The 21,036-nt window shown below is 56.8% G+C and carries 22 protein-coding genes; 16 read left to right on the forward strand and 6 right to left on the reverse strand.

The genetic code is table 11. The annotated features are described in order from the left end of the window. The first annotated feature begins 28 nt into the window (after window positions 1–28). The 4 genes from HMPREF9166_RS08165 to dhaL are packed head-to-tail and all read left to right on the forward strand — an operon-like array spanning window position 29 to window position 3,784. On the forward strand, window positions 29–1,387 hold the full coding sequence (locus tag HMPREF9166_RS08165) for a PTS galactitol transporter subunit IIC (protein WP_006690681.1): 1,359 nt from the start codon (window positions 29–31) through the stop codon (window positions 1,385–1,387). A gap of 41 nt (window positions 1,388–1,428) precedes the next feature. Next, complete coding sequence (locus tag HMPREF9166_RS08170; protein ID WP_006690680.1) at window positions 1,429–2,097, forward strand: class II aldolase/adducin family protein; 669 nt, start codon at window positions 1,429–1,431, stop codon at window positions 2,095–2,097. 38 nt (window positions 2,098–2,135) lie between these two features. Further along, entirely contained in the window at window positions 2,136–3,140 is a 1,005-nt protein-coding gene (locus tag HMPREF9166_RS08175; RefSeq protein WP_009753526.1) for a dihydroxyacetone kinase subunit DhaK, read from the forward strand. Between the two features lie 8 nt (window positions 3,141–3,148). Then, the gene (dhaL, locus tag HMPREF9166_RS08180) at window positions 3,149–3,784 is read left to right on the forward strand and encodes a dihydroxyacetone kinase subunit DhaL (protein WP_009753527.1); all 636 of its coding nucleotides are present in this window, start codon (window positions 3,149–3,151) and stop codon (window positions 3,782–3,784) included. Between the two features lie 411 nt (window positions 3,785–4,195). On the opposite strand, the gene HMPREF9166_RS13090 is transcribed toward dhaL, so the two are convergent. Genes HMPREF9166_RS13090 through HMPREF9166_RS13100 form a run of 3 tightly spaced genes read right to left on the reverse strand, consistent with a single transcriptional unit; the run spans window position 4,196 to window position 5,693 of the window. After that, window positions 4,196–4,612 carry a hypothetical protein gene (locus HMPREF9166_RS13090; RefSeq protein ID WP_009753528.1) on the reverse strand — a complete coding sequence of 139 codons (417 nt, stop codon included), beginning with the start codon at window positions 4,610–4,612 and terminating at the stop codon, window positions 4,196–4,198. Window positions 4,613–4,620: 8 nt separating this feature from the next. After that, window positions 4,621–4,965: a hypothetical protein gene (locus tag HMPREF9166_RS13095; RefSeq protein ID WP_009753529.1), complete on the reverse strand. Its 345-nt coding sequence runs from the start codon at window positions 4,963–4,965 to the stop codon at window positions 4,621–4,623. After that, window positions 4,962–5,693 carry a serine hydrolase gene (locus tag HMPREF9166_RS13100; protein WP_254655022.1) on the reverse strand — a complete coding sequence of 244 codons (732 nt, stop codon included), beginning with the start codon at window positions 5,691–5,693 and terminating at the stop codon, window positions 4,962–4,964. Before HMPREF9166_RS13100 ends, HMPREF9166_RS13095 begins: the two co-directional genes overlap by 4 nt. Window positions 5,694–6,426: 733 nt before the next feature. On the opposite strand from HMPREF9166_RS13100, the gene HMPREF9166_RS08190 reads away from it, so the two are divergent. From HMPREF9166_RS08190 to HMPREF9166_RS08210, 5 genes are all read left to right on the forward strand, one after another. Beyond that, entirely contained in the window at window positions 6,427–7,257 is an 831-nt protein-coding gene (locus HMPREF9166_RS08190; protein ID WP_009753531.1) for a menaquinone biosynthesis protein, read from the forward strand. Window positions 7,258–7,411: 154 nt separating this feature from the next. Then, window positions 7,412–8,119, forward strand: a complete 708-nt coding sequence (locus tag HMPREF9166_RS08195; protein ID WP_039981239.1) for a peptidoglycan-binding protein — start codon at window positions 7,412–7,414, stop codon at window positions 8,117–8,119. 11 nt (window positions 8,120–8,130) lie between these two features. Next, window positions 8,131–9,993, forward strand: a complete 1,863-nt coding sequence (locus HMPREF9166_RS08200; RefSeq protein ID WP_039981240.1) for a phosphoethanolamine transferase — start codon at window positions 8,131–8,133, stop codon at window positions 9,991–9,993. A 10-nt stretch (window positions 9,994–10,003) separates the two neighbouring features. Continuing rightward, the gene (locus tag HMPREF9166_RS08205) at window positions 10,004–10,993 is read left to right on the forward strand and encodes a pyridoxal-phosphate dependent enzyme (protein WP_039981242.1); all 990 of its coding nucleotides are present in this window, start codon (window positions 10,004–10,006) and stop codon (window positions 10,991–10,993) included. Between the two features lie 4 nt (window positions 10,994–10,997). After that, window positions 10,998–11,897 (forward strand): phosphatase, encoded by a 900-nt coding sequence (locus tag HMPREF9166_RS08210; protein WP_009753535.1) that lies wholly within the window; start codon window positions 10,998–11,000, stop codon window positions 11,895–11,897. A gap of 156 nt (window positions 11,898–12,053) precedes the next feature. Here HMPREF9166_RS08210 and HMPREF9166_RS08215 read toward each other — a convergent pair whose 3' ends face one another. From HMPREF9166_RS08215 to HMPREF9166_RS08225, 3 genes are all read right to left on the reverse strand, one after another. After that, window positions 12,054–13,289 (reverse strand): serine hydroxymethyltransferase, encoded by a 1,236-nt coding sequence (locus tag HMPREF9166_RS08215; protein ID WP_006690659.1) that lies wholly within the window; start codon window positions 13,287–13,289, stop codon window positions 12,054–12,056. A 414-nt stretch (window positions 13,290–13,703) separates the two neighbouring features. Beyond that, window positions 13,704–14,963: an SLC13 family permease gene (locus HMPREF9166_RS08220; protein ID WP_009753537.1), complete on the reverse strand. Its 1,260-nt coding sequence runs from the start codon at window positions 14,961–14,963 to the stop codon at window positions 13,704–13,706. A 136-nt stretch (window positions 14,964–15,099) separates the two neighbouring features. Further along, window positions 15,100–15,348 (reverse strand): DUF1653 domain-containing protein, encoded by a 249-nt coding sequence (locus HMPREF9166_RS08225; protein WP_009753538.1) that lies wholly within the window; start codon window positions 15,346–15,348, stop codon window positions 15,100–15,102. A gap of 251 nt (window positions 15,349–15,599) precedes the next feature. On the opposite strand from HMPREF9166_RS08225, the gene HMPREF9166_RS08230 reads away from it, so the two are divergent. The 7 genes from HMPREF9166_RS08230 (at window position 15,600) to HMPREF9166_RS08250 (ending at window position 20,928) form a co-directional block, all read left to right on the forward strand. Then, entirely contained in the window at window positions 15,600–16,091 is a 492-nt protein-coding gene (locus tag HMPREF9166_RS08230; RefSeq protein WP_254655023.1) for a PTS glucose transporter subunit IIA, read from the forward strand. A 24-nt stretch (window positions 16,092–16,115) separates the two neighbouring features. Further along, complete coding sequence (locus HMPREF9166_RS08235; protein WP_039981247.1) at window positions 16,116–16,946, forward strand: PRD domain-containing protein; 831 nt, start codon at window positions 16,116–16,118, stop codon at window positions 16,944–16,946. 11 nt (window positions 16,947–16,957) lie between these two features. Continuing rightward, window positions 16,958–17,377, forward strand: a complete 420-nt coding sequence (locus HMPREF9166_RS13105) for a PTS transporter subunit EIIB (protein WP_009753541.1) — start codon at window positions 16,958–16,960, stop codon at window positions 17,375–17,377. Next, a complete protein-coding gene (locus HMPREF9166_RS13110; protein WP_254655024.1) occupies window positions 17,328–17,993 on the forward strand; it encodes a PTS transporter subunit EIIC in 666 nt (221 codons plus the stop codon). The genes HMPREF9166_RS13105 and HMPREF9166_RS13110 overlap by 50 nt, the downstream gene beginning before the upstream one ends. An 81-nt stretch (window positions 17,994–18,074) precedes the next feature. After that, entirely contained in the window at window positions 18,075–18,338 is a 264-nt protein-coding gene (locus HMPREF9166_RS13115; protein WP_254655025.1) for a hypothetical protein, read from the forward strand. After that, the gene (locus HMPREF9166_RS08245) at window positions 18,335–18,970 is read left to right on the forward strand and encodes an HAD family phosphatase (protein WP_009753544.1); all 636 of its coding nucleotides are present in this window, start codon (window positions 18,335–18,337) and stop codon (window positions 18,968–18,970) included. Before HMPREF9166_RS13115 ends, HMPREF9166_RS08245 begins: the two co-directional genes overlap by 4 nt. A gap of 164 nt (window positions 18,971–19,134) precedes the next feature. Then, window positions 19,135–20,928, forward strand: a complete 1,794-nt coding sequence (locus HMPREF9166_RS08250; RefSeq protein ID WP_009753545.1) for a sigma-54-dependent Fis family transcriptional regulator — start codon at window positions 19,135–19,137, stop codon at window positions 20,926–20,928. The last annotated feature ends 108 nt before the right edge of the window (window positions 20,929–21,036 follow it).

The following is a 21,036-nucleotide window of genomic DNA, read 5'->3' on the forward strand; positions in this document are numbered from 1 at the left end:
TCTTACGCTGTAATGGGGGAGTTTATCTATGTTGGATGTAGTCAATTATATCCTTGGATTGGGAGCGGCGATCTTCTTGCCGCTTGTTATGATTATCCTGGGACTCGCCATGGGGATGAAGCTGAAAAAGGCGATTGCCGCGGGTTTGACGCTCGGTATCGCATTCACCGGCATGAATGTCATCCTCGGATTTATGTTTGATGCGATCGGACCAGCGGCGACGGCTCTGGTGGAACATACAGGCCTTCATCTGACGGCGATTGACGTTGGCTGGTCGCCGATTGCGGCGATCGCATGGGCGTGGCCGTATGCATTGATTCTGTTCCCTGTGCAGATCGGCATCAATCTCTTGATGCTTGCGCTGAAATGGACGAATTGCCTTAACGTCGACCTCTGGAACGTCTGGGGGAAGATTTTTGTCGCAGCAATGGTCATGGGGCTGACGGGCAGTCTGGTGTTTGGCCTGATTGCCGCAGGCATCCAGATTGTCTTTGAGCTGATCAATGGTGATCTGATACAGAAGCAGCTGTATCGCATCTGCAAGATCCCGGGAGTTACCTGTACACATCCGATGATGCTGCAGGCTCCGCTGCTGGCACTCATCAATCGTGCTCTGGATTTTGTTCCCGGACTGAATGCAATCAATATGAATGCTGCGGATATGCGTAAGAAACTCGGCCTCTTTGGTGAGAACAGTGTGATGGGATTCCTCATCGGTGCACTGATCGCTGTCATGGGCGGATATGATCTCAAGGGCGTTCTGACGACAGCGATGCAGGTTGCGACCTCGCTCGTTCTCTTCCCGATGGTGGCAAAGCTTTTCATGCAGGCTCTCGCACCGATCGCTGACGCAGCGGGTGCATTTATGAAGGCTCGCTTTAAGGGACGTGAGTTTTATGTCGGACTTGACTGGCCGTTCCTTGCCGGTTCGTCCGAACTTTGGGTGACTGCCATTATCTTGGTTCCGTTTGAACTCCTGTGGGCAGTCGGTCTCAGCTACTTTGATATGAACAATGTTATTCCTCTGGCTTCCGTTATCAATGTGGTAGTTGCGGTTCCGGCACTGATTGTCACGGGCGGGAACCTCATTCGTATGATTATCATCTGCATTATTGCAACACCTACGTATCTCTGGGTTGCAACGAGTTTTGCCGGTATGCTGACCGATATGGCGGCGCAGACAGGAACACTGCAGGTGAATGCAGGACAGTATATTACGTGGATTCAGCTGGAAGCACCCGAATTCCGCTGGGCTCTGGCACATGCGTTTAACGGAGAGGCTGCAGGCGTTGGTGTACTGATTGCATTTTGTGCACTGTTCGTTTGGTATTTCAAGCGGATGAAGGCGCGCGATGCTGAGCTTGAGACGGCAGACAATAAGGCATAATTTCAGTGAAAAATTGCTGTGCGCGAAAGGAAGGCACTGTTATGTTAGAGGATTTGAAGAAACAGGTTGCAGAGTATGCACTTCAGGCAGACCGCATGGGACTCTGCAAGCATCGTTCGGGGAATTTCAGCATACGTGACGAAAAGACGCAGCTGGTTTGCATCACACCGACCGGCATGGATCGTGAAGAGATGTCCTATCATGATGTTGTTGTCATGAATATGAATGCCGAGGTGGTGGAGGCGGAAACCGGACAGCGCCCGACCAGTGAATCGCTGATGCATCTCATGGCATATAAGACGCGCCCGGAGATCCATGCGATTGCGCATACGCATTCGAAGATCGCGACGGCTTTTGCTGTGCTGAATAAGCCCATTCCTGCGGTCGTCTATGAGATTGCTACGCTTGGCTGCAAGGAGGGGTATATCCCGGTTGCACCATACGGCAGACCCGGGACGCCGGAGCTTGCCTCGTCCATTGTCGAGCCGCTGAAGATCTCGGATGTTGCGCTCATGGAGAAGCATGGCGTTATTGCTGTGGACAGCAGCGAGCTTAAGGAGGCACTGCTAAAGGCTTCCTATGTCGAGGAGATGGCTGAGATCTATCTGACGACATTGACGGTTCTTGGCGGCAAGGAGCCGCCTGCCGTTCCGAAGAATGAACTGCAGAAATGGGAGTATCCGAAAGAGATCAAGCTCCTTCAGAAATAAACCGTATCGATCTCGGAAGGAAAAGGGAGGGGTCATTGATGAAAAAATTGATCAATAAGCCGGAGGACTTCGCACGGGAAACGGTGGAAGGGATCATTGCGGCGCATTCAGATCAGCTGAAGATTCTGGACGGCAGCTGGCACCGTATGGTACGTGCCGATGCAAAGAAGAAAGGCAAGGTTGCTATAGCGACGGGCGGCGGTTCCGGTCATTTGCCCGTGTTTCTCGGCTATGTCGGTTATGGACTCTGCGATGGCGTGACAATCGGCAATGTTTTTGCCTCACCGAGTGCAGAGGATATGTATGAGGTGGACAAGGCAATTCACAGTGGTGCCGGTATTCTCCATCTTTATGGCCGTTATGGCGGCGACATTATGAATTTCGGTATGGCGAAGGATTTCTGTGAGATGGACGACATTGAGGTTCGTGAGGTTCTCGTCACGGACGATGTTGCCTCTGCGCCAAAGGGCAGTGAGGATAAACGCCGCGGTGTGGCAGGACTTGTCTTCGCGTACAAGGTTGCCGGTGCTGCGGCAGAGAAGATGCTTTCGCTGGATGAGGTCTCACGTATCGCCCAGAAAACAGTAGACAATACGCGGACGATGGGGGTGGCACTGACGCCGTGCATTGTCCCAGAGGCGGGAAAGGCAACCTTCTCGATTCATGACGACGAGATGGAGATCGGCATGGGCATTCATGGTGAACCAGGCATTGAGCGGACGAAACTGCAAACAATCGATGCGACGGTGGAGACGATGCTCTCCCGTATTTTGGAGGATCTGCCGTTTGTGTCCAGAGATACAGTCGCCATTCTCATCAATGGCCTTGGGGCTACGCCGAAGGAGGAGCTCTACATCGCATATCGCAAAGCGGCGGAGATTCTGAAGGGAAAAGGAATTTCCATTCACCGCAACTATGTGGGTGAATTCGCCACCTCGCTTGAGATGGCCGGGATGTCCATTTCGCTGCTGCGTCTGGATGATGAGCTGAAGGAGCTGCTTGATGCTCCGTGTCATTCTCCGTTTTTTGCACAGACAAAGTAAGGAGGCACATGGTGGATATTGTTCGAAAGGAAGAACTGACGCAAATCCTTGATTCGATTGTTGCCGTCATGGAGGGCGCGAAGGAAGAGCTGATCGAACTTGACGGCGCCATGGGCGACGGCGATCTCGGCCTTACGATGGTCAACGGGTTTACTGCCGTGGCAGAGGAGATTCGCACCCTTGATGAGACGGATATGGGCAAGATCATGATGAAGCTCGGCATGAAGATGAATGCGACGGTGCCGTCGACAATGGGGACGCTCATTTCGGTGTGCTTCATCAAGGCGGCGCCTGCAGCAAAGGGGAAGACAGAGCTCACGCTGCAGGATATGGTCAAGATGGGGCAGGGTGCCGTTGCCGGCGTGATGGAGCGTGGGAAATCGAAACCCGGTGACAAGACGATGCTCGATGCACTCCATCCTGCTGTAGAAGCACTTGGTGCAGCGGCTGCTTCTGGTGACACTCTTTCCGATGCATGGCAGAAAGCCTATGAAGCGGCGAAGGATGGTGCAGAGAAGACGAAGACCATGCAGTCTGTTCATGGGCGAGCTGCATATTACCAGGAGAAATCTGTCGGGCGGCAGGATCCCGGTGCCACCGCGATGATGTATATTGTGAGCGGAATTGCAAAGGCCGTTCGCTGACATTGCTGAACGGAAGATAGTCAAATGTTGTTAAAATGCCCGCGTTGTATTCATCCAGCGTGAATGCAGAGTGGGTATTTTAGGAAATTCTGCCAAAGGCGCTGGTGCACGCAATAAACGTGCACCAGCGCCTTTTTTTGTAAAAAAATAGTTCCCAATGTTTGATGACACCGGGAACTGGCATAAAAAGCATGTCAAAGCAGATTTTACACAAGGATTATGCATCCTGCAGAGACGTTCAATCCAGCTTTCTCAAATTTAAGAAATCACTAATACATTCAAGATTTTTTGGCACAACGTTTCGTACTTCGATGAAACAACTGCCACGGGCTCGTATACGGTGTCCGGTTTTCCATCTCGTTTGGGTGAAAAATCTACGCCGATTCGAGGAGGTGGTTTATCGGAGGGACTTTAATCTTTCGAGAGCAGAGCCTCGGTCAGGGCATCCATGATCTCCTCTTCCCAGATGTAGTTGCCGCTGAATGTGCCTGCGCTGCGCGGGTCGTCGTCCTCGGCGACGGCTTCGCCGTTCATGATGTAGACGAAGCCGTCCTTCGTTCCGGGGCGGAAGAATACGCCGGAGAGCAGACCAAACGCCTCGCCGTTGTGCCCGACAAGATCGACCACATGGCTGCGGTTCACACGCGCCGTGCTGTCGCCTGCGATCTGCAGTTCGCCAAGCCCATAGGACAACAGTGTGCCGCCGGCGGTGTTCCCGTTTTTCTGCGCTGCATCATACTGCCACTGGGGGCGCAGCATCTCTTGGATGGATGCAGGAGAGAGAATCTGTTTCCCGCGATAGGTTCCGCCGTTCATCAGCAGTTCCAAACCGTGTGTCAGCTCTTCATAGCAGATGCGCAGACCGCCCCCTGCGGGGAGAGCATCGTTGCATTCGTGCCGGGCACATAGCCTGTGAGGGAGAACCATCCTTGAATGTCCTCTGCATACGGATTTTGCAGGTAGATGGACTCCGCTTTCGGCTGACGGCCGTTATAGTTATCCGCCTCGCCGTACCAGGGGCCATTTTCATTCCAGGTGCCGTTTTCGTCCTTCTTTTGATAGATCGTGCCGAGCTTTGCAAAGCCGCGCTTCGTAAGATTGCCGGGCACATAGTCTGCTGCCGTATCCAGCTGCTTTAGAATGTGCTCCTTTTGGTAACGGTCAAAGCGCTCGCCTGTCACTTTCTCAATGATGGGCCGAGCAGTCCGTAGTTGATATTGGCATAACAGAAATATTGCCCGGGAGCTTCATTTGCAGGGGCAAAGTGGTCGCCGTTTTCGTAGTAACGTCCCTCGGGGGTGAAGAACTCACGTACGCTGACCGATGGCAGGATGCTGTAGACTTTCCCGTCCCGCAGCGATGAGGTGTGGCTCGCGAGCATCCGCACCGTGATGGGGGTGTTGGGGTGGGCGGGATTTCTCAGCGAAAAGCCGAGATAGCGGCTCACATCGTCGTCAAGGCCAAGCCTTCCTTCCTCGACGAGCTGCATCAGGGTAAATACCGTAAACTGTTTGGAGACGGAGGCGATGCGAAACCGTGTATCTCGTGTGATTGGCTCCGCTGCGATTGGGTTCTGGCGGAGAAAACGACGATTGCCGGCAAAGTGACTGTACACTTCCTGTCCGTTGCGGTAGAGAATAACACCAAGCCCGGGCACCTTTGTGCCCGTATCTCCAATCATTGCATCGAGGCGCTTTGTCAGTTGTGCTGTTGCCGCAGGAGAGAGAGCGGCACCCTGTGGGAGTGCGGCAGGGTCGCCGACGACGGGGGATGCCGCTGTCTTGTGTGCAGCGGCGGCGATGGAGGCAGGAGCGTTGTTTGAGGCCGCGTATGCCGCAGGCATTCCGCAGAGGAACGCCGCGCCGATGACAAGGGAGAAGCGGCGCAGGGAGGTGATTCTTTTCCGCATGAGAAGCTCCTTTCGTAAGATGAAAACGAGACAGAAGAATACAACGACAATTATATAGTAAGCTATCAGATAAAGCACGCCAATATGAGAAAGAATATTGTATATTTCCAGTAAAGCCATCATCTTCGGAGAAAGAGACCACGTCTCGCTCCAGTCGAGCACAGAACTTGCCTCGTTAAAGAAACGCATGAGTTTCTGAAATCTTGCGGAAAGACGGGGATATGGTATGGAAGAAGTAAATAAGACAAGAAGTCCTATCGACGACAGACCGTTCACGCCGGAGGAGTGCAGGAAACTCCTGCACGGTGAGAGCATCTGGGGAGACTTGGTGAAACCAAGCCGGCGGGAGGATGCTCGACCGGAGGTTCGGAGGCCTGTCGCAGTATAAGAACGAAAAGGGCTGTTGTACGAAGTTTATAGCTTCGCGCAATAGCCTATTTTTATGCCTAAGAGAAATGCGCATGAGGGAAGGCATGCAAAAAGAACATCCAGTGTCAACGGTGAGTGTAACGGCTCATCCGCTACTACTGCCACCGCGCCTATGCGTACTCGTCGCGGTGGAGAGGATGTTCTTTTTGCCCTCACTATACCATAGGGGCGCATGGAAGGCAACCGAGTACCAATGTTATCGCTAATTCCCTAGAGACGACCAAACAAACGGAAAAGATATATTTTCATTTTGGCGCATTGGGATTATAATAGAGGTGTAACTCAGAAAAAGGGAGGGCTGCGCATGGTGCCACGCGTGGGTCATATAGCGTTTCTCAATGTGCTGCCGCTGACGTATGCGCTTGCGCATGGAGCGGCGGAGGGGCTGGATATCCTGCGTGCGGTGCCCGCACAGCTGAACGACCGTCTTGAGGCGAAGCATCTCGATGTGTCGGGGGTCTCGTCGATTACATACGCGCATCATGCCGATGATTTGCTTATTCTGCCCGATGTGTGCATCGCCTCGGACGGCGATGTGCGGAGCGTGCTTCTCGTCAGTCGTGTGCCGGCAGAAGAGATCGGGACGCAGCGCGTCCTGCTCTCGGATAAGTCCGCCTCGTCCCATGTGCTGCTAAAGATCATTCTGCACCGCCGCTATGATGCCGCGCCGACGTATGAGGTGCGGCCACTCACGCTCGCTGACCCCGTGCCGGGCGGTGCGGCGGCGTCGATGTTCATCGGTGATGATGCGCTGGAGCTCTACCATCATCCGCCCGAGGGGATCTATATCTACGACCTCGCACGTGAGTGGAAGCTGCTGACGGGGCTGCGCATGGTGTTCGGGATCTGGGCGGCGGCGCGCTCGTTCGCGGCGGCGCACCCCGCGGCACTCCGCATGGTGCACGGGCGCATCGCAGGGGGGTTCCGCCACTGGGCGCGCGTAAAGGACGCGGCGATCGGCGAGGTGCTCGCAGATGGGCGCTTTACGCGCGCGGAGCTGACGGCGTATCTCGGTCACGCCGTGGTCTGGCAGCTGGACGCGGAGACGCTGGAGGGGCTGCGCTGCTTCTATCGGTACGCGGCGGAGGACGGGCTGATCGCGCGTGCTCCTGCGATTGAGTTGGCGCAGGTTTGACGGATTTCCTTCTTTATAGTAAAATATTTCCATCAAAAGAAATGGATGCGCTGCGTGGAGGGCACGGATTCCATACAGCCAATCGAAGCGTATGAGGCGTGCCGCCGATGGGGGAATGACTTGCAGCGCGTTGAGAAATGAAGGGAGCATCCGAATGACACAGATACGAAAACTCCTTTTCGCGGTGAAACATATCTTTGGCCGTCGACGCGTGATGCGCCGGACACAGCGGACGCTGCGCCGCAGTCTCGCGGCGGGAACGGCGCTGGCGGTCTGTGCACCGCTGGTGGTGCAGATGCCCGCCGAGGCAGCACATATCCTCGTCAAGGAGGGGATGCGCGGCGGTGCGGTAAAGCACGTGCAGGAGCTTTTGATTCAGGGCGGTTATCTTGCAGGGGCAGCGGACGGGATCGCGGGCCCCATGACACGCGAGGCAATCGAGCGCTGTCAGGCGGCGCATCAGCTCACCGTGGATGGGATCTGCGGCGAGGCGACCTACCACGCGCTGTCGGGCGGGGCAGACTATGACCCCGCGGCGCTCGGCATCGTCGAGGAGCGCCCCCCACAGGTGAGCCGCGGCGGTGGACGCTCAGTCTATGTGTCGGCGACGGCGTACAGTGCGTACGATCCCGGCAACGGCAGCCATACGGCGACGGGGACGCTTGTGCGCCACGGCGTGATCGCCGTTGACCCGTCCGTGATCCCTCTCGGGACACACGTCTTTATCCCCGGCTACGGCGAGGCTGTGGCAGAGGACATCGGCTATGCAATCAACGGCTATCGTATCGACGTTGCCTTTGATACGCACGCGGAGGCACTGTCCTTCGGTCGGCAGGATCTAGAGATCTTTATTATGGAGTAGTGGATTCGTTTATGAAGCTAAGTGTGGAGCGGACCAATGAGTGGATCCGCTATGCGGCGGCGGCGGGCATCTATTTTCTGGTCATGGTCGCCGCCTATATCAATATGGGACAGGACATGGGCGCGGAGTATTTTCTCCCCGGGCTCATTCCTGTCCTTGTCGTCCTTATGCTGCTGCAGTATGGGACGGGCGTCTCACTCTTTTCGCGCGGGATGCTCGGGGCGATGGTGCCGGGGCTGTTCTGGTGTCTGACGTTCCCGCTGCTTTATGCGTGGACGTACCATCAGGACTGGTACAAGTCACTGATCTACTTTGACTTTCTTATCGGGACGGCGCAGATGATTGCGCTCGCCGCACTCGGCGGGGCGTTCCTGCGGCTCGGCCATCGGCGCGTGACGGCGGCACTGCTCGCTGTGCTCGGCTTTCTCATGTCACTCATCCCGCTGACGCAGATCGCGTACTATATGACGGTCTGGCACGCGCTCAGTCCCGCCTCACTGATGGCGCTCTATCTGACGAACTGGCACGAGGCGGGTGACTACATCGAGTCGACGGTGGGGACGCTGCCCGCGCTTGGCATCGGGGTGCTGCTGCTCCTCTTTGTCTATCTCCTCTACCGCAGCTACCTCGTGCTCGCGCGCCATATCTATCCGAGCGCGGAGGGCTCGCGCATGGGCGCGCTCGTCGCGGTTATGGTAGTCGCGGCAGGCGTTCTCTTTGCCCTCGTGCCCGAGTGCTCGATTGCAGGGGTATACAAGGACGTGACCTCGTATGTCGAGGAGACGCAGTCGTATGGACTAAATCAGGGCGAGCGCTATGAGTCGCTCATCATTGATCTGGAGAATACGCTTGCCGCACGTGCGCCGGGGACGGTGATCTTTATCATTGGTGAGTCGGCGTCGCGCGACTATATGCACGCCTATACGCCGGGCTTCCCGTACGAGGATACGCCGTGGCTGGAGAGTATGGCGAGCCGGGACGGATTCCTGATCTATCAGAATGTCTACTCCTCGTGGACGCAGACCGTTCCCGTGCTGGAGCGCGCGCTGACAGAGAAGAGCCAGTACAACGACAAGGAGTTCTATGAGTCGGCGTCGATTCTCGATGTGGCGAAGAAGATCGGCTACAAGACGTATTGGTTCAGCAATCAGGGGCGCTATGGGCAGTTCGACAGTGCGATCACGATGGTCGCCAAGACGGCGGACGTGGCGGAGTGGACAGATGACTCCTACAATTTCACGACAAAGTATGACGAGAGCCTGCTCCCGTACCTGACACGTATTGATCCAAAGGCAAACAACTTCGTCGTCCTGCATCTGATGGGCAGTCATATCTACTACAACAACCGCTACCCCGATACGTGGGCGAAATTTGTCTCGGCGGCGGGTGACTCGACGGCGACGAGTGCGCCGTCCTATGCGAACAGCATTCTCTATACGGATCATATCCTCGCGGAGATCTTTGCCTATGCGGAGAAGAATCTGAACCTGCGCGCGATGGTCTATTTCTCCGATCATGGAGAGAATCTGCAGATCTCGCACAATCCCGATGTGTTTAAGTTCGATATGGTGCGCATTCCCATGTTCATCTATCTCTCGCCCGAATACCGCGCCGCGATGCCGCGCCGCACGGCGACACTGACGGGGCGGCGGGATGCGTACTTTACGAACGATATGATGTACGATACGGTCTGTGGCCTCCTCGGTGCGCCGAACAACCGCTACGATCCACGGCAGGATTTCTCGGCGTCCACGTACGGGTTTACGCGTGAGACGCTGACGACGATGTTTGGGACGCATGCGCTGACCGAGGATGTCGATCCGCCGATATATGCGGCGGGCGTACCTGCTGCGCCTGTGGATGGGAAGGAATAGGAGGATTACGATGCACTTTTTCTGTGAACAATGCAAAAAGGAGTATCCCGTTGCGACGCATTCTTTTCAATGTGAGTGCGGCGGCCTGTTCCGTCTGTACCAGAGTGCGATGGATGCAAAGGATGTCCATGATGGGGTGACGCTCGGCGAGATGCCGACGCCCCTCCTGCCGCGCATGATGGACGGTCAGCGGTTCTATTTCAAGATGGAGGATCGTCAGCCGACCGGCTCGTTCAAGGATCGCGGGGCAAAGCGGCTCATCGGGGAGCTGGCGCATATCGGTATCGACAAGGTGGCACTGGACACAGCGGGCAACGCGGGCGCGGCAGTGGCGGCGGCGGGGATCGCGTGCCGCGTCTACGTCCCCGACGATGTGGCGGCGGAGCGCGTCAAGCAGATTGCAGCGTATGGGGCGGACATTGTCCGTGTGCCGAATGGCCGTGCACATACCATGGCGATGGCGCAGGAGGAGCTCGGGGATGCCTACTACGCCTCCCATATCTATAACCCGCTCTTTATCGACGGGGTCAAGAGCATGGCGTATGAGATCTATGACCAGCTCGGAGGCACCGTGCCCGACTATATCTTCGTCCCCATCGGAAACGGGACGATGCTGCTCGGGCTCTATCAGGGGTTCGAGGAGATCGGACGCCTGCCGCATTTCGTCGGTGTGCAGAGCACGAAGTGCGCGCCCGTCGTCGATGCGTTTCACGGGTTCCCGCGCACGCCGTATCGGCATACGATCGCCGAGACCATCCGCGTGGAGGAGCCGCCGCGCATGGAGGCGATTCTCTGGGCGCTGCGCAGCAGTCAGGGAGACGCGATCGCCGTGGAGGACGGCGCGATCCTGACGGCGGCAAAGGCGCTCGGGGAGCGCGGTATCTATGCGGAGCTGACGGCCGCGGCGGCGCTCGCGGGGGCGCGGGCGTTCTTTGCCGAGGGGATGCCCGACAACTATCGCGTGATTGTGCCGATTCCGGGCAGCGGGCTCAAGAGGTAGCACGATGCTGCATGCGATCATCGACATCGGCTCGAACACCATCCGCATGGCGGTCTATCAGATCGAGGACGATGCGTTTACGATGCTCATGAAGCGCAAGCACACGGCGGGACTCGCGGGCTGCCTCGCCGATGGGCGGCTCACGCGCGAGGGCGTTGATCTGACGGTGAGGATCCTCGGCGGATTCGTGGATCTCATCGACGCCCTCGGCATTGGCCGCGTCCATGCCTTCGCGACGGCGGCGCTGCGCACGGCGACGAACCGCGCTGCCGTGCGCGCGGAGATCGAGCGGCGCACGGGCGTCCGCATCCGCGTGCTCTCGGGCGCGGAGGAGGCGGCGTACGCCTTTCGCGGGGCGGCGGCGAGCATCCCCTATGCGGATGGCATCATGGCGGACATCGGCGGCGGCAGCACGGAGATCGTCTCCTTTGCGGGGGGCACGATGCAGGAACGGTGGAGTCTGCCGCTCGGCTCGCTCGCCCTGCGGCGCGCCCATGTGACGGGGCTCTTTCCGACGCCCGCGGAGTGTGCGGCGATCGAGGCGGATGTGCGGGAGATCCTCGTGGAGATGCCTGCGGTGTGCGCCCTGCGCGCCCAGCATCTCGTCGGGCTCGGCGGAGTGCTCAGCAGCACGAGCCGCCTCCATGCACTCCTCTATCCGATGGAGCCACAGCGATGTATCGCTGCGGCAGCACTGGCACCGATGATTGCCATGCTCGGCAGCGGCCGTCCGCTCGCGGAGCGCGACACCGCCCTTCTCCTGCGCGCCGCGCCCGACCGCCTCCACAACATCGTCTCCGGCATGATCATCGCCCGCGTCCTCGCGGAGACCTTTGCCGCCGAGGACATCACGTGCAGCGACGGCGGCGTGCGCGAGGGCTATATCCGCGCGGAGATTCTTTGAGACCATACATTCTGTGCCAACCTACGCCGATGGCAGGGGAGATCCGTGCGGTATCGGCAGCGGCACATCGGATAAAGAATCGTTCCACAAAAAAGACGCCTATGTGGGCGTCTTTTTTGATCTCTTTGCCAAATGTTACGGATAAGGCTGTTATACTCAGTTCTCAGAATCCCCCATCCACTCATCGTCGAAGAGGGGGGCATCCTTGACGAGGGCAACGATTTCCTTGCGCGTTGCCTCGATCTGTTCGGAAGTGAGAACCGTGGTGAGCGGCTTTGCAAGCAGAGAGCCGATGTAAGCGATATCTTCCTCAAGCAGGCCGCGTGTTGTCGGATTCGAGGTCGAGAGGCGCAGGGCGTGCAGGAAGAGCCCGGAGTTCATGGTGGGGACGGTGTCGAGCTTGACACGCATGCCCATCTGAGAGATTGCTTTCACTGCTGCATTGATGTCGATGCCGGCGGCAGCGGAGGCAAGGACAAGGTGAGTATCCGTGCCGCCGCAGAGGACGGATGCACCGTGGTCGGCGAGGGTGCGCGCGAGCACCTGAGCGTTCTGCACGACCTGTGCAGCGTAGCTGGCGTAGCGCTCACTGCCCGCCTCGCGCAGGACGACGCCGAGCGCGGCAAGGTGGTTCATGTGCAGCGCTTCATGCCCCGTGTTGATGACGGCGGCATCCATACGTGCGGCGAGGTCTGTCTTCGTAAGGACGATGGCGCCGTCGGGGCCGCGCAGGGAGTCGCGCGTGGAGAAGGTGACGACATCGGCGAGCGGGACGGGGGAAGGGACGAGCTTTGACGCGACCAGCCCGACGCTCTGGCTGATGTCGACCCAGAGGTACGCATCGACGGTCTGTGCGATCTCGTAAAGAATCTGATAGTCGATTGTCCGCGGGAAGCTGACCGGGGAGAAGATGATGAGGCGCGGCTTTACGCGCTCTGCCTGTTCCCGTACGGCACCCCAGTCGATCTCCTGCGTGCCCGGCTCGATGCCGTAGTTTTCAAACCGGTAGGAGAGCCCTGCGACGTGATCCTTTTTGCGCAGATTGAGCGAGAGCACCATGTCGCCCTCTGCAAGCAGTGCCTGAAAGACGACGCGCGAGGCGGCGACGATGTTGCCGAGACGGACGATGGCATGGTCGCTGTGAAAGAGCTGCTTCGCACGTTCCCGTACGATCGCGTCGAGATGGAGACCGCCGGTCGGTGTCTCGTCGCTGCGGTCAAAGAAGCTGTTGGTCAGAATACTGCCCTCAAGGTACTTCGCGAACGGCGACATGGCGTTCATGTTCGGCATCAGCGAGAGTGTGTAGCGCTGACGCTGGCGCTCTTCCTCCAAAAGGTTGTAGATCTCGGGGTCAAAGGTTTCGAGATGGTGGGCGACTTCTTCGCGTTTCATGGGCAATTCTCCTTAAAAATCGACAACGAAAGAACACGGTCGGCACTTTGCTTTGCTCACAGTATACCACAATATTTTCGTCTGGTCATCCATTTTTGACGTTTCTGAATATTATAGGAAGAAAGCAGCGCTGTTCATGTTTCCCTACGGATAAGTTTGAGGCACTCTATCGGCTGGCAGGCACGATTTTTGGCAAGGAGACGGACGTTTTTATCAAGTATTTCCAGGGAAAACTGGACTATGTTCGGGAACGCCTTGCGGGAGTGCAGCGCAAGACCGTCTATTACGAGTATAAAAAACCGGGCTGGACGACAGTTGACCTGACCCCCAGAAGCAGACTTGAGAAATCTAACTTTTGGGGGTCAGGTCAAGGAGATCGTTCATGCGGCAGCTTTTTTATGCAATTTTGGCGTGTCAGAACGGCCAGACGAGGGGGATGATGAGGACGCAGACGATGAGGGAGAGGAGGACGAGCGGGAGGCCGATTTTGACGTAGTCCATGAAGCGGAACTGTCCCGCAGCAAGGACAAGCGTGTTCGGCGGGGTCGCGACCGGTGTGGTGAACGCGCAGGAGGCGGCGATGCCGATGGCCATAACGATCGGGTACGGCTCCGCGCCGATGGTCTGCGCGATGGAGATGGCGATGGGGGCGAGGAGTGCCGCCGCCGCCGTGTTGGACATGAACTGGGTCAGCCCGCATGAGAGGATGAACATCGCCGTGATGATGAGCATCGGCGAGGGAGCATCGCCCATGAGCCCGACGACAACATTCGCGATGAGCTGCCCCGCGCCGCTGCTCTCCATGGCATTGGCGAGCGGGAGCATCCCTGCAAAGAGGAAGATCGTTGTCCAGTCGATGCCGCGATACGCCTGCTTTTCTGTCAGGCAGCCCGTCAGGACACAGGCGAGTGCGCCGATGATGGCGATGGTCTCCATGTCGACGCCGATGCTCTTTTCGAGCACCATGGCGAGGACGACGACGATGAGGATGACGGCGCAGATGACCATTTTGCGCGGATCGCTTTTCTCCGCCTCCGACTCCTCGGAGGCACTCTCCAGTGCGAGGTGACGTGGACAGAGATGGCGGCCGATCGTGAGCATGTAGATCATGCCCATAAGGGAGAGCGGGATGCCGATCCATGCGAATTCAAAGAAGCCAAAGGGGCGCAGATGCGCCGTCTCAAGGGTCGCACTCATGAGGATGTTTGGCGGCGTGCCGATCATCGTGATCGTGCCGCCGACGTTCGCGGCGATGGCGAGCGCCATAAGCTGCGGCGAGACGGGGATCTGTGCCGTGCGGCAAATCTGGATGACGACGGGCATCAGACACGCAACGGTCGCCGTGTTCGAGGAGACCGACGAGAGGATGATTGTGATGAGCATGAGGGCGGCCATCAGCGCGCGCTCGTTCGTGCCCGAGCGCCTGACGACGGCGATGCCGATCTGCTGTGCGAGTCCCGTCTGGAACATCGCTGCGCCGATGATGAACATGCCCGCAAAGAGGACGACGGTGGGGTTCGACAGCCCGGCAAAGACTTGTGTCGGCGTCAGCACACCGAGGAGCCCGAGGACGATTGCCGCACTCATCGCTGTGACGGCGAGCGGAATGACCTCGGTCGCAAAGAGCACCGCCGCAGCGGCGAGGACGATGAGCGTCAGTGTTGCCTGATCCATAGATTTTTCTCCATTCTCAATCAGTTCAGTTCTTCCTTGGCATGATTCCTGTCATGCTCGTATCTGTATGATTTGGTGTAATTCGCGATAAAGTGGCGCATACCTGCTGTCGGGCGCGGGTAAAATACACACGGCGTTATGTGTCGTGCGCCGTATTGATTCGCTCAAACCGATACCTCTGTGCGGCACCGGGGTATTTTATGCGGTCCACCTCGCTCAGGAACATCGCGAGCGGGCGCGCGTAGATGCCGTATGTCCCGTAGAGTGCCTGATAGATGACGAGCATTTCGCCCGTTTCCGTGTGCTCAGCCACAGTCTCAATGCGGTAGAGCTTCCCTTTGAAGTGGCGCCAGATCTCGCCGTGTTTTGGTGGTTCGCGCGTCATGCTGCTGCTCTCCCTTCTGTCATGTCCGATTATAGGGCGGTGCACATCGGATGTCAAAGCATCGGCACGAATCTCTGCCGATGCGGCAGCTTCATATTGACAAAACACAGAAAGTCGTTATAATAAATGTAAGATTCAAAGGTGTTACTGTTCGGCAGGCATTACCGCGATCTCTGCGCAGAGCGCAGGCGTATGGTGATGTCTGTTTTTTGTTGCACAGAAAGGCCGTGTTTCGGATGTCTTTTCTTCAGATGTTCAAAAGGGGACCGCAGGCAAAGCACCCCAAAGAGGTGCTGGAAAATGTGGTCTATGCGCCTGTGGAGGGAGAGTTGATCCCTCTGGGACAGGTGGATGATGAGGCGTTTGCATCGGGCAGCCTCGGGGACGGCTGTGCCATTCGCCCTGCGGATGGCACAGTCTATGCACCCGTGAGCGGAACGGTGAAGATGGTGTTTCCCACGGGACATGCCGTCGGGATTGTCAGTACTGTGGGGATGGAACTGCTCATCCACGTGGGGCTCAATACGGTCGAGATGAACGGGGCAGGCTTCCATGCGCTCATATCTGCCGGACAGACAGTGCAGGCGGGGGACCCGCTCCTGACGTTCGACCGTGCGAAGATACGCGAGGCGGGATACAATTCGACCGTCATCATGGTTGCAGGAAACGGTAAGGATTTTCCGCCGTTTCAGATGCGGCCGCCGCGAACGGTCACGGCGATGGCGGAGGCGTTTTCTTTTTGAATGCGCGAAGGAAGGAGGCTTCCTTTGAAGATTTTGCGTGTATACAGCAACAATGTGGTCTTGGCCAGCGACGAGGGCGGCGCAGAGGTTGTGGCCATCGGCAAGGGCCTCGGCTTCGGGGCGCATGTCGGCGACACGGTCGCGGAAACGGCCGTGGAGAAACTCTTCGTGCTGAAAGACAAGCAGGTGCAGAACAGGCTCGGTGAGATCATCGGTGATCTGCCCAGTGTCTATCTGGAGATCGCAGGGGACATTCTGAAGGCGATTCAGGATGAGGCGGGACGGCCGCTTGACGAGGCGATCTACCTCACACTGACGGACCATATCAGCGTATCGCTTGCACGCGAGAAAGCGGGCGTGCGCTGTGTCAATCCGCTGCTGCCCGAGATTCGTCTGCTCTATCCCAAGGAATTTCGTCTTGCGCAGCTTGCGGTGCCGATCATTCAGCGCTTCCTTGATGTCACAATCTCGGAGGATGAGATTGGGTTTATCACACTTCATATTGTCAATGCATATATGAATCATCGCATGGTTGACACAATGAAGGTGATGCGCATGATACGGGACATCCTCGCGATTATTGAGGCAGCTTTTCCGGAGGCCTATCGAAAGAAGGGCCTTCCCTACGATCGCCTTTTGCGGCACCTGCAGCTCTTTCTCTGGACGCTGGTGACGGCCGAGACGGTGGTGCAGGAGAAGAGCTACTTTTACACATGGGGGAAGAGTGAGCATAAGGACGCCTACGCATGTGTGCAGCAGATTGCTACCTATCTCGAGGAGGAGACGGGCAAGAAGATCACAAACGGTGAGCAGGGCTATCTCCTGCTGCATCTGGTCAATTTGATTCATTCATAGGAGGTAATCATATGCGGGAAAATTTGACTGCGGAGATTCTGGCTGCCGTCGGCGGACCGGAAAATGTCGTGTCGCTTGTACACTGCGCGACACGGCTGCGGTTTTCGCTGAAGGATGAGGCGAAGGCGGATGATGCGAAGGCACAGGCGATTCCGGAGGTGCTCAGCCTCGTGAAGAAGGGCGGACAGTACCAGCTTGTCATCGGCAACGATGTGGATCGTGTCTATGCCGCACTGATCGCCGCTGCACCTGCACTGCAGCAGGAGAAGGCACCCCAGGCGGAGACGAAGGCTGTCGAGGAGAAAACGCTCATCAACAGGATCCTCGGAACGATCACAGGCTCTATCGCACCTGTTTGTGCCGCTCCTTGCCGGTTGTGGTATGGGCAAGGTGCTGCTGCTCGTTCTAGTGATGACAGGCTTGCTCGATAAATCGTCCTCTTCCTACGCGTTTCTCAACATGATCTTTGATACGGGCTTCTACTTCATGCCTGTCTTTATCGGCTTCTCCTCGACAAAGATGTTCGGCTGCAATCAGTATATGGGCGCATTCATCGATCTCGCCATGGTCCATCCGACATGGGTGGCGATGGTGTCGAAGGGGACCCCCGTGGACTTCTTCGGCATCCCCATCATGCTGGCGAAGTACTCATCGACGATTGTGCCGGTGCTGCTCTCTGTCTGGATCATGTCCTACATTGAACGTGTTGTGAAACGTATTACGCCTGCAATAGTAAAGATCTTTGTCGAGCCAATGCTCGTCGCGCTCATCAGTGTGCCGCTCGCACTCATCTGCATCGGTCCGGTGGGCAACGTTATCTCGCAGGCGATCGCGGACGGCAGCATGTTTGTCTACGGTCTGCTTGGCAGCTTTGCACTCGCGGTACTCGCGGCACTCTATCCGTGGCTCGTATCCATTGGCATGCACAAGGCACTGAGCCCGATCAGCATCATGCTCGTCGCGCAGCAGGGCTTTGACCCTGTCATCCGCGTGGTGGCGCTCTGCTCGAACATGGCGCAGGCGGCTGCGGCGATGGCAGTCGCATGAAAAACGAAGAATCAGAAGCTCCGCTCGCTTGCCCTCTCGTCCGGTATGACCGCCTACCTCGGCGGCATCACGGAGCCTGCCATGTACGGTGTCAACCTGAAGCTGAAGCGTCCCATGTACGCCTGTATGCTTGGCAGTGGTGCGGCGGCACTCTTTGCGGGGATCGTAAAGCTCAAGGCGTTCATCTACGTCACGTCGGGCCTGCTCAGCATGGCAATGTGGGTCAGCGAGGATGAGAACTACATCGTATATGCACTCATCACCCTGCTCATCTCGTCCGTCGTCACCTTTGCAGCGGCGCTTGTGATCGGCTTTGAGGATCCGAAGGAGGAGGAAGAGGCATGAAGCGTGCGTTTATCTTCGATATGGACGGCGTCATCGTCGACAGCGAGCCGCTTCACACGGCGACGAAGATGGAGACCTTTCACCATTTTGGCATCCCGTTTGAGGAGCGCCGCCTCGAACAGTATGCGGGGCGCACGAGCAAGGAGCTGTTCTCTGATGCGCTTGAGGACTGCCCGACAGCGTTGACGTGGAAGGATCTCGCAGACTACAAGCATCGGCTCTACATCGACCGATTGACACATGCTGCCGACATCGTGCCGATCCCCGGCGTCGTACAGCTCATTGCGCGCCTCCACGCGAAAGGCAATCTGCTCGCCGTTGCCTCCTCCACGGGGCGGAACATTATCGAGATGGTGTTGCGGCGCTTCGGTGTACGTCCGTACTTCACAGCCGTCATTAGCGGGGCGGAACTCCCGCGGAGCAAGCCGGACCCTGCGATCTACCGCAAAGCCGCGGATTCCCTCGGCATCGTGCCTGCGCACTGTACCGTGATCGAGGACGCGGCCACCGGAATTGCGGCGGCAAAGGCCGCCGGCATGACCTGCATCGCCTATCACAACCCAAACTCCGGCAATCAGGACCTCTCCCACGCCGATTGGATTGCCGAGCGTTTTGATATGATTGAACCGTAACTGCATACTGAGCTATAGCCTGTTCTTTTACCGTCTTGCGGAAGAGGAATGGGCGTTTTTGTATTGTAAAAGAAAATCATTTAGGGCTTTCATCAGGTGGAAGATTCGTGTAAAATTACAGATAGAATGTCAGGGGGAAGACCATTGGAAGAGGGAGAGGCTGCATGGTCAGGAAAGGTGAACGAATTCGGATTCTTGCGATTGCGCCCTATGCAGGGATGCGGCGATTGCTGGAGGAGGCGAAAGCAGTACGCGCGGATGAGATCGAGTTGACGATCTGCGTAGGAGACTGGGAGGAAGGGCTCAGGCTTGCGCGGGAAATGATGGAACATCAGGAATTTGATGTCATTCTCTCGCGCGGCGGCACGGCAAAACTTCTGCGCAAGCGGCTCGGATTGCCTGTCGTTGCGATTCCGTTTTCGATCTCGGATATGCTGCGTGACATCAAGATGTTCGATCACTACGTCGGCAAATTTGCGATCGTTGGTGTGGGTGATGTGACGAAGAATGCACGAATCGTATGTGATATTCTGCAAAAGGATATTCAGATCCGGACGATTGAGCAGCCGGAGGAAACGGAGGCGGTTATTTCCGGACTGAAGGCGGAGGGCGTTTCTCTTGTGATCTGCGACCGTGTGCGCTATCAGGCGGCACAGAAGGTTGGGCTGAACGCAATCTTCTCAATGGCGAGTATGGAGAGTATCTTTGCGGGCATTGATGAGGCAGTGCGTGTCGTTCGTGCAAATGTTGCGGTCTACCGGCAAAATGAACTGCTGCGGGAGGCGCTGACGCATGACGATGAGGCGGTTATTCTCTACGGTCCGGACCGCAGCGTCATTGTATCTTCTATTTCAAAGGAGAAGAACGGCGATCTCCTCCTCGAGGCACTGAGCACGTCGCGCGTGACAGGCGGCGGACGGCAGGAATTTTTGAAGAAGTTTCGCGGCAAACTTTACAGTATCAAGACGCGTATACTTGTACACGATGGTGAGGAGTACACTCTTTTGCGCATCTCGGGACGGCCGAATGCCTTTTCTTCGAAGGAGTATATCTCTATCTATCAGGCAATTGAGGATGAGACAGAGAGTACCGATGACCGAAACAGTGCAAACATGACAGGAAGGACGTTCGAACTGATTCAAAAATATGCGGTATCTCCTGTTCCCCTGCTGATTTTGGGGGAGCCGGGAACGGGGAAGGATAAGACAGCGAAGCTTCTCTACCGCATGGGAGATTATCGTGAAAAGCCGCTCTTCATTGTGGACTGCTCAGCCGTGCGGTCACCGGAATGGGAGCAGCTGCTCCTTGCGGATGATTCGCCGTTTGCGGTCATCGACACCGCGATCCATTTCAAGGATCTGGATACACTTGGAGCACAGGACGTCCAGCTCTTTTTCCAGTATGCAAAGACGACAGGGTTCCTGCGGCGCAACCGCGTAACGATTTCAATGACACTCGGCAGTCCCCGGGAGGCAGAGATTCGCCCGATCCTTCTCAATGAACATCGCTGTATTGCTTTTCCTCTTCCGCCGTTGCGTGAGCGTATAGAGGAACTGCCGAACATCCTTGCACTCTATACGAATCAGATGAATATGAAGTTTGGCAAGCAGATTGTCGGATTTTCGCAGGAGGCGTTGGCACACATGACGGCGTACCCGTGGCCGCGCAATCTCGATCAACTGCACTGGGTCATGCGTGAAATCGCACTCCTTACGGAGAACGCCTATGTTACAGCGGAGACGGTGAAAGTGGTGCTGGCGAAGGAGGAAAAGCTGGAGTATGCAAATGTGCCGGCAGCAGGAAAGCTTCCTCTGAGCCCAGACCAGACACTTGAGGAGATGACCTATGAAATTGTCTGTACTGTTCTTGCAGAGGAGCATGGCAATAAGGAACGGACAGCAGCGCGTCTCGGCATCGGGCGTACGACACTCTGGCGAATTTTGAAAAATCACGAATAAAAATCAAACAAGATTAAAAATCTCTATATGGATGAATCGTATCTCGTCCATATAGAGATTTTTTGTGTGTCTTCATAATTTTTCGTAATGTTTCAATATGGAACTATA

The organism is Selenomonas sp. oral taxon 149 str. 67H29BP (assembly GCF_000146365.1).
GTDB lineage: Bacteria > Bacillota > Negativicutes > Selenomonadales > Selenomonadaceae > Centipeda > Centipeda felix.